Origin of the sequence: Kocuria sp. CPCC 205235 (assembly GCF_040980905.1) — a bacterium.
Lineage (GTDB): Bacteria > Actinomycetota > Actinomycetes > Actinomycetales > Micrococcaceae > Kocuria > Kocuria carniphila.
In genome coordinates, this window is the sequence record NZ_JAVKPR010000004.1 from 47,292 (window position 1) to 60,182 (window position 12,891).

A 12,891-nucleotide genomic window follows, 5' to 3' on the forward strand; every position below is an offset into this window, starting at 1 on the left:
GACGCGCGCCTCGCAAAAGCTTCCGACCGCTGCGTCACACCCGGCTGAGAGTATTAGCGCACGTCACACGCGGCTGTTAATCAGTTGTCTTATGGTTTCTTAGATACGGTGGCGGGACGCTACCTGAGGAGAGTCATGAACACCGATCTGGCCCGCCGCCTATTCGTCACTGCCGCTGAAATCTTCTGTGTCATCGGCACGCTTGTGGGAACAGGGGTGATCGGTACACGGGTTGCGGAGTCCTCCGGTGGTGCGCTCTCCGCTGATGCCACTCTTATTGCCCCGCTCGGCACGGCGTTCTCGATTTGGTCCGTGATTTACCTCGGCCTCTTCGCCTACACCATCTGGCAGTGGCTCCCTCGCGTGGCCACCACCTCACGCGAACGCCGGATCGGGTGGCTCGCCGGCATCACCATGATCCTCAATGCGGTGTGGTTGCTGGTCACCCAGGTCGGTTGGATCTGGGTCAGCGTCCTGGTCATCCTGGCGCTCGCGATCACGTTGGGAATTCTGGTCAAGCGTCTGCGCGAAAATCCCGGGACGACGCCGCTCGGTAAGCTCATCGTGGACGGCACCTTTGGCTTGTACCTCGGTTGGGTCACGGCGGCAACGTGCGCCAATATCGCGGCAGCCGGATCCGCATCAGGCTGGGGTTCTGGAGGCCCATCAGATGAGTGGATCGCCGTGACCGTGATGACCGTTGCGGTGGTACTGTCCGCCGTCTACGTGATCGTCCTGGGCCCCCGGTTCGCGGTGGCCGCCGGTATCGCCTGGGCACTGGCCTGGATCAGCGTGGCTCGTCTCACCGATGAGCCGGCCTCACAGCTCGTCGGTATCGCGGCGGGCATTCTGTCCGCGATTGTTCTGATCATCTGGGCTCTAGGTCGTGGACGGCTCTACCGGTCAGCTCGTCAGTGCCGCAGCCTGGATCGAGAACCCGCTTACTCCTGAGGGTCGGCAGTGCGGGGTCGTTCAGCTCGCGGATCATGAGTAACAGCCTCGGCATCTGCATGAGCCTCCGCCTGGGCACGCGCATACCCTTCGCGCACTTCAGGAGGGCCGTACTGACCGTGCGCCAGTCCCAGCAAAGTCACTAGTTCCTTGGGCCCGCCACCGATGGTGGCCGGAAGGGCAATCATGCCCTCGCCCATCATCCTTTGATTGGCCTTGGCCAATTGGCGTGTAGAGCCCGTCAGCTGAGATTCGTAGCGTTCGTAGCCTTCGGAAGTCAGCTTCATCGCGACCATGGTTGAACGGCTCACGCGCGCCAGCCCCATTCCTTCCACCTCGTCCCAGCGGATCTCGAGCTCGGGATCGGTGCCCGCCGAATGGGGCTTCCCGTAGCGGAAACCCTGTTTATCCAGAGTCAGTTGCCGCTTCTGAACGATCTGGGAGAACAGGGACGGAATACCTAAGATGCCGAAGAACACCACCACCAGGAGCCCGATCCAGAAGGATCCGGACCCGAACATCCCTGCTACCGTCGCGGCCTGTCCATAGGACGCGAACATCATTCCCAGGCCGAAGAGCGTGAAGACCAGGGTGAGCAGAAACAGGAAAATCAATTTCCCGCGGTTCGTTGAAAGCTGCACGGTTCCGGAATTCTTGAGTGTTTCGAATTGCCCTAGGACACGTTGATCGTTCACGTTAACCCTCGCCCTGGTTGTGTGATGGGGGTCATGCAGTCAGCCACTATTCAGGCTATCGACCGGTGCCACCAAAGCTCGGAACCGCGTACATTCGGTGTGGTGACCAATCGCTCGTCTCGTTCTCATTCGCCGACGGCGCCGGGGTCCTCCGCAGCTGGCGTCGCCTTGGTCGTCGCGGCGGCGCTCGTTACCCAGACCGGTGCGGCCATTGCGTATCAGATCTTCGATCGCGTGGGTGCGCAGGGCGCGGTTTTTCTGCGCCTGCTCATTTCGTCGGTGCTGTTGTGGATCGTGTTCCGACCTTCGGTTCGTGCGATCACGGCCAAGAACCTGCCGGTGATCCTCGGCTTCGGGTTGAGTCTCGGCGCCATGAACATGTGTATCTATCAGGCCATTGCCCGCTTGCCGCTTGGTGTTGCGGTGACCATTGAACTGCTCGGGCCACTGGTGTTGTCGGTGGTGTTGTCCCGCAAGCTCAGTGGTCTGCTGTGGGCGGGGCTCGCGCTGGCGGGAGTGCTCCTGCTCAGCGGAGTTGGCCCCAATACCGAGGGACTGGATCCGGTGGGCGTGGCCTTCGCCTTGGCGGCCGCGTGCATGTGGGCGCTGTACATCCTCATGTCCCGCCAAGCCGGGCGGGAATTTCCCGGCACACAAGGTCTCGCGCTCGCCATGGTGGTGGGTGCGCTCCTGGCCGCGCCATTTGGAGTGGCCAGCGGCGGCGTCGAACTCCTGGACCCGTGGGTATTGCTGATCGGCGCGCTGATCGCCGTGATGTCCTCGGCGGTACCCTATGCCCTGGAGCTCGCATCGCTGCGGCTCCTTGCTGCGGAAACGTTCGCGATTCTGGTGAGTCTGGCACCGGCGATTGCGGCGCTCGTGGGGTGGGTCACGCTGGGTCAGGCACTCGATGTTCTGGAAATCGCGGGCATCGCGCTTGTGATTCTGGCCAGTGCCGCTGCCGTGCGATCGGCTCAACTGTCGTAACAGTGGCCGTGCCGGTCCCCGGATGTATTTGAGGGGGATGGCCACCACACGGATAGCCTGATTCCATGGGATTTTCGCGTGCAGAACTTGAGACATTCCGCGATCGCACGGTGCCAGACCTACTACCCGATCCGTTAAGCCTCTTGTTCGTCGGGATCAACCCGAGTTTGTGGACGGCGGCTACGGGCGCTCACTTCGCGCGGCCCGGCAACCGCTTCTATCCGGCTCTGTACCGAGCGGGCATCACCGACACTCTCATCGACGCGAGGGACGGCTACACGGAATCGGACCTGGCAGAACTGACGAGCAAAGGTATCGGCAACAGCAACATCTGCCCGCGGGCCACCGCACGGGCAGACGAGCTGTCCCGAGAAGAACTGCTGGCCGGTGCGGACCGGTTGAATCGGCTCGCGGCCGAGCGAAAACCCAAGGTGGTCGCTGTTCTGGGTATTACCGCCTACCGCTCGGCCTTCAAACTCCCGAAGGCGCAACTGGGAAAGCAGGACTCCCCGTGGCCCGGTGTGCAGTTGTGGGTCGCGCCTAACCCCAGCGGTCTCAATGCCCACGCAAGTGTTGACGATTTAGCGGCGGCCTACCGGGAGATCGCGAAGGCCGCTGGAATTATTGTCAAACACCCTTGACGTCGAATGGTAAAGCTTGCTTGACTGAGTCAAGCGCGCTTTACATAGCCGGAAGGGCCGCACAAGCCCATATCAAGGAAGTCATGATGGCAACAACAACCCGCACCACGGGAAAGGCCCCGCTCTCGGCCTACGTGCTGAGTATCGTCATGGCGCTCGTGCTCGCGTCCATCGTGGGGGCCATTGCCTCGGTGTTCTACGACGAGAACAGATTGCTCGGGTTCGTGATCTTTTCCGCATGCACCGCCGGCACGTTCTTCGCCCTGGGCTGGGTGCTTTTCGTCTCCAAGTACACCGTGGAAGAAGATGCACACGCGGAGGACAACATCGAGCACCGCTGGTATGACAAGGCCACCTCGGGTGCATTCCACGACATCATCACCACGGCCGGGATCGCTTTGTTCGCGCTGTCGGTCACCAGGCTCGAGGTCAGCGGGACCGCTGTTCTGATATTGCTTCTCACCCTGGCGATGGCCAGTTTTGGGTTACGGTTCTGGGCCGCCAAGAGGCGTGACTCCTAGTGGAGAACATCATTGCCGAGCAACGCGGGGAACGCTCCTGGTCCCAGGCGCACCTGGCCAAGCTATTGGGAGTGTCTCGGCAAACGGTGATCTCCATCGAGCGAGGCCGGTTCGACCCGAGTCTCCCGTTGGCTTTCCGAATCGCTGAGGTCTTCGCCTGCCGCATCGAAGACCTGTTCACACCGCAGGTCGCACCCGTAACCGAACCCGAAAAGAGCTGACCGGTAGCCACTCCGCTGCGACTGGGCGAGCGTGCGCTTGAAGGTACAGGGCGGCGATGATCGTCCACAAAGAACGCTCGGTCGCACCGCCGGCATGTCTAGTGCTAGAGGGGTGCCGTCATGAGCACACTCATCATCATCCTGCTCGTTCTACTGGTGGTTGTGGTCTTGCTCGCCATCATGTCGATACGAGTCATCAAGCAGTACGAAAAAGGTGTCATCCTCCGCTTCGGACGACTGAACGGAGTGCGAGAGCCGGGGATTCGGCTCATCGTTCCGGCCGTCGACGTGCTCCACAGAGTGTCCACGCGCATCGTGACCATGCCGATCCAGTCTCAGGGGATCATCACCCGGGACAACGTGAGCGTGGATGTTTCGGCGGTGGCGTATTTCCGGGTCGTTGAACCGGTCAAATCCGTGATCGCCATTGAGAACATCGGTGCGGCCATCAATCAGATTGCCCAAACCACGCTGCGCAAGGTGGTTGGCCAGCATTCATTGGATGACATCTTGTCCGAAACCGATCAGATCAATTTGGACATCAAGATCATCCTCGATCGCGCAACCGTCGAGTGGGGAGTCGAAGTAGCGCTGGTCGAACTCAAGGACATCCAACTGCCCGAGAGCATGAAGCGCGCGATGGCCCGGCAGGCAGAGGCGGAACGGGAGAAGAGGTCCAAGATCATCAACGCCGAAGGCGAGGCAAGGGCCGCGGCCGCGTTGGGTGAGGCCTCGGACGTCATGATGGCACACCCGCTGGCCCTGCAACTGCGCAACCTGCAGACCTTGGTGGAACTTGGCGTCGACAAGAACTCAACGGTGGTGTTCCCCGCACCACTCATGAGCACGATCAACGAGTTGACCGAGTTCCTGGAGCGTGAGGGGCACGCGGCGGAGCGGTATCCGACACAGCCTCCGCTACCGGGGCCCAGCCACGACGGAGCCGGGCCGAAGTTGGTGTTGTCCTAGGCAGAGGCCGTCCACCACCAGGGCAAGTACCGGTGAGTCGACTCAGTCGATGACCCGGAACCCGATATCCGGCAGGCTGTTCACCGAATTACCCCGAGCGAATTCCGCCCACTGGGTTCGCAGCAGCCGCCCGCGTTCCTGCATGTCGTTGAGGCTCAACCCCAGCGCACTGGGTGCCCCCTCCCATGCGCTCGACGGAAAGAGTAGCGGCAGCTCGGCAATATGGGCCGCGTTCAACGGGTGTTCCTCGTTGCCGTACGACAACACGTAACCCGTCACCTTGCCTCCCGCCGCTGCGTGCCTCGAGGCGAAGGCCTTGGCACCCGTTCCGTAGATCCGCTTGGTCAGCGGCTTCACCACCAACTGCTCCAGCGCGGGATCCCGTTTGGGTTTCTCGAGTCGCTTCAACAACACCGGGACCGCAGCCGCGAATAGCGCGACCTCGCGCGTCGTGTACCCCACCAGAACATCAACCTGCGGAGCCACCTGGCGCCAGGCTGCATCCAGATCCTTCTCAGCGGGCAGCGGTGCGTGGCCGTACTGCACACCGAAGGGCATCTGACCCTTGAGTCCAAAGCGTGATGCAGCCCTCTCCACTGTCGATTGAGCCGCGGTCACCTGTTCCCAATGCGCATCCGGTGCCAAACCACTCACGGTGCGGGACATGACCGCGTTCATCTTGCTGCGACTCTTCATGAGACCAAACGGCGCGCTCTGCACGATCGCCCGGCGGAACAGCCCGCGTGTGCCCTCGGCAATCATGAGGTGGGCGGCGGCGTCGCCCCCGGCGGACTGGCCGAATAACGTGACGTTTGCGGCGTCGCCCCCGAACGCCGAAATATTGCGGTGCACCCACTTCAGCGCCTCGATCTGATCGAGCAGACCCAGGTTGGCGGGGCTGGTTCGACCGTCACCCAGGTACCCGAACAGGCCCAGGCGGTAGGTCACGTTGACGACCACCACGTTCTGCTCAGCCACCAGCGTGCTCGGGTCGTAGAACGGTGCGTCACCTGCGCCGGACACGTACGATCCCCCGTGGATCCACACCATCACGGGTAGGTTCGCGTCGGGTTCGGTGCCCGCAGGAACGGTGATCGAGAGCCGCATGCAGTCCTCGTCCACGGGAAGCTTGCCGATGCTGCTGCCCACCGCGTCGTCCAGCAGCGGCACGGGTGCCTGAGGGCAGGCCGGGGACCACGACGTCGCCTGGATCGGTTCGGTCGCATCGCCCACCGGGGTGGGGGCCTCCAGCCTGTCCGCGCGCGCATAGCGGATGCCGGTAGCGCGATCCACGGGGCCGTCGTGCCAGCCGGCCACGGTTCCCACGGGGGCGTGCCAGATCGGCTGGTTGTGCATTGCGGCCTCAGTCATCGTCCACCTGTCGTTCGAGCAGTCGGCTCATTCCCACGTTGCGCGGTGAACGGTCCTTGAATCTGTGTCGTTCGTAGAGGCTGCGCCCGGGCGGGTCCGCCATGAGACTGACGAACGCGTCCGGGGGAGCATCCTGGCGAATTCGGTCCAGCAACCACGTGAGGATCGTGTCCCCGAGCCCTTGGCGTTGATGTTCCGGAAGTACGGCCATGTCAATGATGTGGAAGTACCAGCCGCCGTCCCCGATCACACGACCCATGGCCACCGTCTCCCCGGTGGGTGCGTGAATCACGTGCACGGCCGCCCACGCGCCGTCGATACCGGCGAGGGCTTGCTGATGCGTTTTAGGGCTCATGCCCGTGGCTTCACGCAAATACAGGTACGCCGAAACGCTGGGCGGACCTACTCTCAACAAATAACCGGTCGGCAAACTCACCATGGTCACCATTGTGAACCGCTCACCTGGAGAATTGCACACCCACGACGCCGCCGCGGTGACCTTGGGCACCCAAGGTCACCGCGGCGGCGTCGTGCCTGATTGGATCAGCGTTCAGGGGTGAGCGTGCGCTGATACACGGCCTTGCCATTGGCATTGACCAGTTTGACGGTGAACTCGCTGCCGTCCTCGGGGATGGCCACGTGACCGAAGTACTGGTGGTCACCGTTGCGCGGTGAGGCCATGGGCGGGCCGGCCTGCTCGAAGTCCACGCGGGGCCCGAAGGTACGGTCCAATGTGTTGGGACCAAAGGCTCCCGCGTTGATGGGCCCGGCCACGAACTCCCAGAACGGCTTGAAGTCCTTGAACGCCGCCCGTTCGGGGGAGTAGTGGTGGGCGGCGCAATAGTGGACGTCGCCGGTCAGGAACACCACGTTCTTGATGTCGTAGTCCTTGATGGCCTTCAGGATCCGCGCCAACTGCAGCTCGCGACCCAGCGGCGCACCGTGATCAGCGTTGGAGATGGACTCCCGGTCCTTACCGTCCGGCACAACCAGTCCCAGGGGCAAGTCGTTGCCGATCACTTTCCACGTGGCCCGGGAACGGCGCAGTCCGCGGATGAGCCAGCGGGTCTGTTCTTCGCCCAGGATGTCGGTCTCGTGCCGCTCCTTGCCCGGCGTGTTCTCGCTCTTGAAGGTGCGCATGTCCAGGGCGAACACGTCCAAGTGGTCACCGCGTTCGACCTTGCGGTAGATGCGGGCCGGCTCGAAACCGGTGCCGCGGGAGAGCGCACGGGAGTCCGCGATGGGCATGTACTCCTGCCACGCTTGACGGCCGCGAGCGGCCAGGGTGTCGACGTCGCGCACTTGTGTATAGCGCTCATCCTCGAGGATCTCGCCCGGCCACCAATTGTTGGTGGTCTCGTGATCGTCCCACTGAGCGATCACGGGAACCTCCGCGTACATGGCCCGCAGATTCTTGTCCATCATGTTGTAACGGTGGCGCCCGCGGAACTCGTTGAGCGTCTCGGCCACCTTGGACACCTCCTCCGTGACCACATTGCGCCACAGGGGTTCGTTCGGAACTTCCAGGGTCTTTTCGATGGGATTATCCGCGTAGACGGTGTCTCCGGAGTGCAAGAAGAAGTCCGGCTTGGTGGCGTGCATGGCCGCGTACCCGAATAACGTGGAAGCACTATCTAAAGGCTATGGTGTTGTCCATGACAACCAACGCGATTATCTACGCGCGCATCAGCCGGGACCGTAGCGGGGCTGGCCTAGGTATCGAGCGCCAGCTGGAGGACTGCCGAGAGCTAGCAAGGACGCTGGGCTGGACAGTGGTAGCCGAAATGTCCGACAACGACATATCCGCATACAGCGGCAAACGGCGACCGGATTACGAACAGATGCTGACCGAGCTGGAATCCGGACGAGTCCAAGGCGTGCTCGCGTGGCACACTGACCGGCTCCACCGTTCGCCGGCCGAGCTTGAGCGGTACATCAACCTGACCGAAAAGCACGGCGTCATCACGCAGACGGTGAGGGCTGGTCAGCTAGACCTCTCCACGCCGTCCGGTCGCATGGTGGCTCGTATGCTCGGAGCCGTGGCGCGTCAGGAGTCCGAGCACAAGGCCGACCGCGTCCAGCGCGCCATGCACCAGAACGCGCGCGCCGGAAAGTTTCTGGGCGGCACGGTTCCTTTCGGCTGGTCCGTGACAGACGGCGTGCCGGTCAGGAGCGAGCCGGAGGCGGCCGAGGTCCGTAAGGCCACCCGCGCCGTCATTGCCGGCCGCTCGCTGGGCTCTGTGGTCCGTGACTTCAAGGAGCGAGGCGTCAAGACGCGCCACGGCCAGGATTGGACCCACACCACGCTCCGGCAAGTCTTAGTCCGTCCCCGTAACGCCGGGCTGGCCGAGTGGCACGGTGAGATTATCGGGGAGTCCCAGTTTCCTTCCCTGGTCTCCCGGGACGAGTGGGAGGCCGTCAAACGGATTCTGTCCGACCCCTCCCGGCGCGTGTCTCAGTCCAACCGAGCCAAGTACCTACTCCCCGGGCTCGCACTGTGTGGCGTGTGTGGGGACCGGATAAAGACCAGTTCCGTCACCGGACGAGCCAACGGCACCAACGCTATTTACCGTTGTCGCTCCGGCGGCAAGGGCCACCCGTTCCGCACTGCCGTGCACGTGGACGCGGCCGTGTCGGAGGTCATGATTGCTCTGCTCTCCCGTCCGGACACCGCCTCCGCGCTGGCCGCTGCCTCCGCGCCGGACGTAGACGTAGCCGCTTTGCACGCGGAGGACCAGACGCTACGCGCACGGCTGGCCGAAGCTGCTGAGACGTTCGCGGACGGTGCCATTACGGGAGAACAGCTCAACATCATCACCGAGCGGATTCAGGCCCGCCAGCGGGAGCTGAGTGTCGTTCTGGCCTCTACCCGGCCGTCCCCAGCCGTGGAGTCCATGCTGAGTGCCGCGGACATTAGAGCGGCGTGGGAGTCCGCGGACCTCGAGACGCGCAGGGCAGTCGTGGACGCGCTCGCCGTGGTCACAATCCACCCCTCCACCCGGCGCGGAGGCGGCAAGTTCGACTACGACTCGATCAAGATTGAGCCCAAGATCAGCCGATGACCAGCCCGGGCTAAATCGCGCTGACTAGGGGAAACGCCAGGGTTCCAGAGGTTCCATGCTGAAAGTAACTTCCTCTATATTTCTCCCTCATGAGGGAAGTTTGTTTGAGTATGGAACCGCTGGAACCGAGGCCGAATCCCCGCGGGCCGGCCATCCCGTATCGAGGCCGCCACACCTCCGTTACTAGCTAATTCCGCAGTATTCGGGATGCTTTCTTTTGACAAAACGAAAGTATTTGCATACTTGTTCAACTTGCGTAAGAATGATTGCACTCACCCGGTAGCTCGAGTGGGTATCCAACTTCATACACGTTCCCAGTAATTCAGCTTCTGCCCTCTCGGTGCCTTTTCACCGCAGGGTAGCGTCTATCCAGTTTGTGGCAAGCCCGCTGGTGCCGGAACTATATCGCTAGCTGGCGAGAACCCCGGGTAATAAAAAGAGCACGCAGGACGTTCCGAGAACTTCAAAGGAACGTTTGTCATGCCCGAAACCAAAACACCGAATCCGGTCCTTGCTGCACGTGGCAGGCTGGCTATCGCTACCCGTGTGGGGGACACCGCTCGTGCCGCTCGCGCACGCATGGATATGCGCGTGGCTTTGCTGGAACGTAGCGTGCGTGAGGCTATGGCCGAGTCTCCCGCGCTTCCGCTGGAAGATCGCGAGCGCGTGGCCGCCATTTTGGTGGGCGGTGGTTCCAAGTGAGCACCGCTACCACCACAACCGTCGCCACTGAATCTCTGCGTGCGTTCGTGGAAAGGACCGTGGCTGGTTTCCCGCCACTCAACGAATCCCAGGTCCACGCCGTGGCCGCTGCCCTGAAAGGCGGTGCCAATTGAGCATGTCTGCCAATCGAGAAGCATCCGGGCATGAGAAAACCCCGCCGAACGATCAAACGTCCAACGGGGTTTCTCCTGACACATCACCGAGAAAGAAAAACCGAGGTACCGCACCACGATTCTCTGAGTCTGAGTATATCGGATTCTCGGATATGCCGGAAGATATCAAGGCCTTTTACGCGGAACTATCCGCGTTCGGCCACCCCCTCTGGGCGCGGGCCAAGGAAACTCACCCGACGAACTGGGGGGAGCTGGACGTCTCCGGTAACGACAAGCGGCTGGCCGACCATTCTTACGGTCCCGGCTCGCTGGTGGGCGCGATCATGGCTCCTGGTGCGTTCTCCGTGTTCGATATCGACCGCCACGGAGACGACCCCGCTGCATGGGGGGACGTGGACGCCGTGGTGACCTCCCTGGAGGCGGCCGGCGTCATCATTGCCGCTCGCGTGGCCACCCCCGGAGGAGGACATCATCTCTACGTCCCCGCGTCCCCGGAATACGTCTGCGATATCCGCTCAGGCGGGCTCCGTGATTTCCCCGGTGTGGAGTTCCAGGGCAAGAGCAACGTGTACCTCCCCGGCTCCCGGCGTGGAAAGCATGACTACCGCGGCTACGAGCTGGAGTTCTCCGACCTTGGCGCGACCGTGGACGACGAGCTGGCCATGGACGCCTCCGTGGACGCTCTGGAGTCCTGGCTCAAGGAGCACGTGCGTACCTCCGCAACGGTTGAGCGGGCTCCCGATGTGAGCCCGCCTATGCCCGAGCATCCCAGCGAGGTCGGCCAGGTCCACAATCAGGTGATCAAAGCCGTGACCGATGAAGTGGCCAAGGTTGAGCACGCCAAGGAGGGTAACCGCGACATTCTGGTGACCGGGACGATCTTCAAGCTGGGGCGATACGCCTACCTGGAGGCCGTCAACGACGGAGAAATCATTTCCCGGGAGAACGTACGGGAGTTGATGCGTCAGGCGTGCGAGCGCAACGGTCTGATCGGCTCCAAACCTGGCGATCTGTCCCCGGCCGCGTTTGACCGGAAGTTTGACCGTCAGTGGTCCGCGGGAGCGGCAAAGGCTCAGCGTGCGGTCCCGTTCGATCCTGTGGGCTCTGAGTTCACGGCAGTGACCGGAGGCTCGCGGCTAGGCGGTATCCGCACGGAGGACCGTGACGTAGCGGAATCAATCATGCCCGGGCTCAAGGACCGGCTGGTTTACACGCCGGCCATGGGCTGGTTGCTTTACGATCCCAAGCGCGGAGCGTGGCGACGTGCCACGGATGCTCGCGTACTGGGGCTGGTCATGGAGGCTATGGCCGCGTGGCTCCAGGCCGTCATCCCCCGCGCCAACCCCGGGGACTTCTCGAAGCTGGCCAAACTGCGTGACGACGTCAAGGGACGTCATGTCATGTCGCAGGTGGCCACGTTCGTCCAGCGTGACGACGCGGAGTTTGATGCTCACCCGGATTTGCTCTGTGTGGGTAACGGCGTCGTGGACCTGACGACGGGCCAACTGCGGGACCATGATCCGGCGTTGTTGCTGACCAAGTCCTCGCGGACACCGTACCTCCCCGGGGCGGTCCACGCGGACTGGGACAAGGCGCTGGCGTCCTTGCCGCAGGATGACCGTGACTGGTTCCAGGGTCGTATCGGCCAGGGCATCACTGGTCACACTCCCACCGATGACCGCGTGGTTTTCCTGAAAAACTCCGGCTCCGGTGCCAAGTCCACGTTGCTGACTGCGCTCCAGACTGCACTGGGCGAGCACATGACCAAGGTTCCGGAAAAGGTCTTGACCTCCCCGGCTGAGGGCCACTCCACGGAGCTGACCGAGCTACGCGGAGCGCGGCTGGCCTACATCGAGGAGCTACCCAAGGGACGGACGCTCAACGTCAAACGGCTCAAAGACATTGCCGGGACCGACGTCATGGACGGCCGTCGTATGTACAAGGACGTCGTCCGCTGGAGGGCCAGCCACTCGCTGATCCTGACGACGAATTACGACCTCCACGTGGCCGAGACCGACCACGGAACCTGGCGGCGTCTGGCATTGCTCGAGTTCCCGTACACGTATGTGGAACACGCGGAGCAGATCAACGACCCGGCGCGTCAGCGCGTCAAGGACACGAGTCTGCGTACCAATCTTTCCGAGGGTAAGGGGGGACGGGCAGAGGCCGTCCTCGCGTGGGCCGTGGAGGGCGCTCAGAACTGGTACGCGGCAGATCGGAACATGGCTCCGCTGACGGAGTCGGTCAAGGCCTCAACCGAGGAGTGGCGTGGCCGAGAGGACGTCATCAAGGGATTCCTGGAGGAGTTCCTGGAGTTCGATCCGCGGGCCATGGTCTCCATGAAAGAGCTGTACGACGTGTTCTCGGACTGGCGGACCTCTAACGGGAAGATGCCAATGAGTAGCGCGTCTTTCAGGAGCGCGTTCGAGGACCACGAGCTGGTCTCCGTTCGTGGCGTCAGCCGGGGGCGGGTCAAGAATCCGTCCTCAATCACGTGGTTTCCCGATGACGAGCTGGCCTTGGAGCGGGACTCCGCTAAGTCCCCCTACGTCATGCGCGGCGTCACGTGGCGCACGAACTAATCACCACACACCGAGGCTGGCCGTTCCGCCAGCTTGACGAAAGGAAAAACAATGG

At 62.7% G+C, this 12,891-nt stretch carries 13 protein-coding genes and 1 pseudogene; 10 read left to right on the forward strand and 4 right to left on the reverse strand.

The window, feature by feature from the left end; genetic code table 11:
* Positions 1-135: 135 nt before the first annotated feature.
* Positions 136-951, forward strand: a complete 816-nt coding sequence (locus tag RF638_RS04310; protein WP_095797501.1) for a hypothetical protein — start codon at positions 136-138, stop codon at positions 949-951.
* Here the strand turns inward: RF638_RS04310 and RF638_RS04315 are convergent.
* The gene (locus RF638_RS04315) at positions 942-1,592 is read right to left on the reverse strand and encodes an STM3941 family protein (RefSeq protein ID WP_143469952.1); all 651 of its coding nucleotides are present in this window, start codon (positions 1,590-1,592) and stop codon (positions 942-944) included. The two genes, RF638_RS04310 and RF638_RS04315, sit on opposite strands and share 10 nt — an antisense overlap.
* 156 nt (positions 1,593-1,748) lie before the next feature.
* On the opposite strand from RF638_RS04315, the gene RF638_RS04320 reads away from it, so the two are divergent.
* From RF638_RS04320 to RF638_RS04340, 5 genes are all read left to right on the forward strand, one after another.
* Positions 1,749-2,633, forward strand: a complete 885-nt coding sequence (locus RF638_RS04320; RefSeq protein ID WP_368841497.1) for a DMT family transporter — start codon at positions 1,749-1,751, stop codon at positions 2,631-2,633.
* A 65-nt stretch (positions 2,634-2,698) separates the two neighbouring features.
* Complete coding sequence (locus tag RF638_RS04325) at positions 2,699-3,274, forward strand: mismatch-specific DNA-glycosylase (RefSeq protein WP_095797499.1); 576 nt, start codon at positions 2,699-2,701, stop codon at positions 3,272-3,274.
* Positions 3,275-3,357: 83 nt separating this feature from the next.
* The gene (locus RF638_RS04330; RefSeq protein ID WP_368841498.1) at positions 3,358-3,795 is read left to right on the forward strand and encodes a hypothetical protein; all 438 of its coding nucleotides are present in this window, start codon (positions 3,358-3,360) and stop codon (positions 3,793-3,795) included.
* Positions 3,795-4,016: a helix-turn-helix transcriptional regulator gene (locus RF638_RS04335; RefSeq protein ID WP_368631500.1), complete on the forward strand. Its 222-nt coding sequence runs from the start codon at positions 3,795-3,797 to the stop codon at positions 4,014-4,016. Before RF638_RS04330 ends, RF638_RS04335 begins: the two co-directional genes overlap by 1 nt.
* A 120-nt stretch (positions 4,017-4,136) precedes the next feature.
* Positions 4,137-4,985, forward strand: coding sequence for an SPFH domain-containing protein (locus RF638_RS04340; protein WP_368841499.1), 849 nt, complete (start codon positions 4,137-4,139; stop codon positions 4,983-4,985).
* A 42-nt stretch (positions 4,986-5,027) separates the two neighbouring features.
* Here the strand turns inward: RF638_RS04340 and RF638_RS04345 are convergent, their stop codons facing one another.
* From RF638_RS04345 to RF638_RS04355, 3 genes and pseudogenes are all read right to left on the reverse strand, one after another.
* Positions 5,028-6,356: a carboxylesterase family protein gene (locus RF638_RS04345; RefSeq protein ID WP_368841500.1), complete on the reverse strand. Its 1,329-nt coding sequence runs from the start codon at positions 6,354-6,356 to the stop codon at positions 5,028-5,030.
* The gene (locus tag RF638_RS04350) at positions 6,349-6,711 is read right to left on the reverse strand and encodes a GNAT family N-acetyltransferase (RefSeq protein WP_368841501.1); all 363 of its coding nucleotides are present in this window, start codon (positions 6,709-6,711) and stop codon (positions 6,349-6,351) included. Before RF638_RS04350 ends, RF638_RS04345 begins: the two co-directional genes overlap by 8 nt.
* A 188-nt stretch (positions 6,712-6,899) precedes the next feature.
* Positions 6,900-7,970 (reverse strand): annotated as a pseudogene (locus tag RF638_RS04355) (alkaline phosphatase); the annotation flags it as partial.
* Between the two features lie 41 nt (positions 7,971-8,011).
* On the opposite strand from RF638_RS04355, the gene RF638_RS04360 reads away from it, so the two are divergent.
* The 4 genes from RF638_RS04360 to RF638_RS04375 all read left to right on the forward strand — a co-directional run bounded on the left by RF638_RS04360 (position 8,012) and on the right by RF638_RS04375 (position 12,836).
* Positions 8,012-9,418 carry a recombinase family protein gene (locus RF638_RS04360; protein WP_368841502.1) on the forward strand — a complete coding sequence of 469 codons (1,407 nt, stop codon included), beginning with the start codon at positions 8,012-8,014 and terminating at the stop codon, positions 9,416-9,418.
* Positions 9,419-9,898: 480 nt separating this feature from the next.
* Positions 9,899-10,120 (forward strand): hypothetical protein, encoded by a 222-nt coding sequence (locus RF638_RS04365; protein WP_368841503.1) that lies wholly within the window; start codon positions 9,899-9,901, stop codon positions 10,118-10,120.
* The gene (locus RF638_RS04370) at positions 10,117-10,254 is read left to right on the forward strand and encodes a hypothetical protein (RefSeq protein WP_368841504.1); all 138 of its coding nucleotides are present in this window, start codon (positions 10,117-10,119) and stop codon (positions 10,252-10,254) included. The genes RF638_RS04365 and RF638_RS04370 overlap by 4 nt, the downstream gene beginning before the upstream one ends.
* 152 nt (positions 10,255-10,406) lie before the next feature.
* Positions 10,407-12,836 (forward strand): phage/plasmid primase, P4 family, encoded by a 2,430-nt coding sequence (locus RF638_RS04375; protein ID WP_368841505.1) that lies wholly within the window; start codon positions 10,407-10,409, stop codon positions 12,834-12,836.
* Positions 12,837-12,891 lie beyond the last annotated feature (55 nt).

Coding starts and splice junctions, on each gene's coding strand:
- RF638_RS04375 (WP_368841505.1), top strand. CDS start 10,407: ATGCCGGAAGATATCAAGGCCTTTTACGCGGAACTATCCGCGTTCGGC.
- RF638_RS04325 (WP_095797499.1), top strand. CDS start 2,699: ATGGGATTTTCGCGTGCAGAACTTGAGACATTCCGCGATCGCACGGTG.
- RF638_RS04360 (WP_368841502.1), top strand. CDS start 8,012: ATGACAACCAACGCGATTATCTACGCGCGCATCAGCCGGGACCGTAGC.
- RF638_RS04310 (WP_095797501.1), top strand. CDS start 136: ATGAACACCGATCTGGCCCGCCGCCTATTCGTCACTGCCGCTGAAATC.
- RF638_RS04350 (WP_368841501.1), bottom strand. CDS start 6,711: ATGAGCCCTAAAACGCATCAGCAAGCCCTCGCCGGTATCGACGGCGCG.
- RF638_RS04365 (WP_368841503.1), top strand. CDS start 9,899: ATGCCCGAAACCAAAACACCGAATCCGGTCCTTGCTGCACGTGGCAGG.
- RF638_RS04345 (WP_368841500.1), bottom strand. CDS start 6,356: ATGACTGAGGCCGCAATGCACAACCAGCCGATCTGGCACGCCCCCGTG.
- RF638_RS04330 (WP_368841498.1), top strand. CDS start 3,358: ATGATGGCAACAACAACCCGCACCACGGGAAAGGCCCCGCTCTCGGCC.
- RF638_RS04340 (WP_368841499.1), top strand. CDS start 4,137: ATGAGCACACTCATCATCATCCTGCTCGTTCTACTGGTGGTTGTGGTC.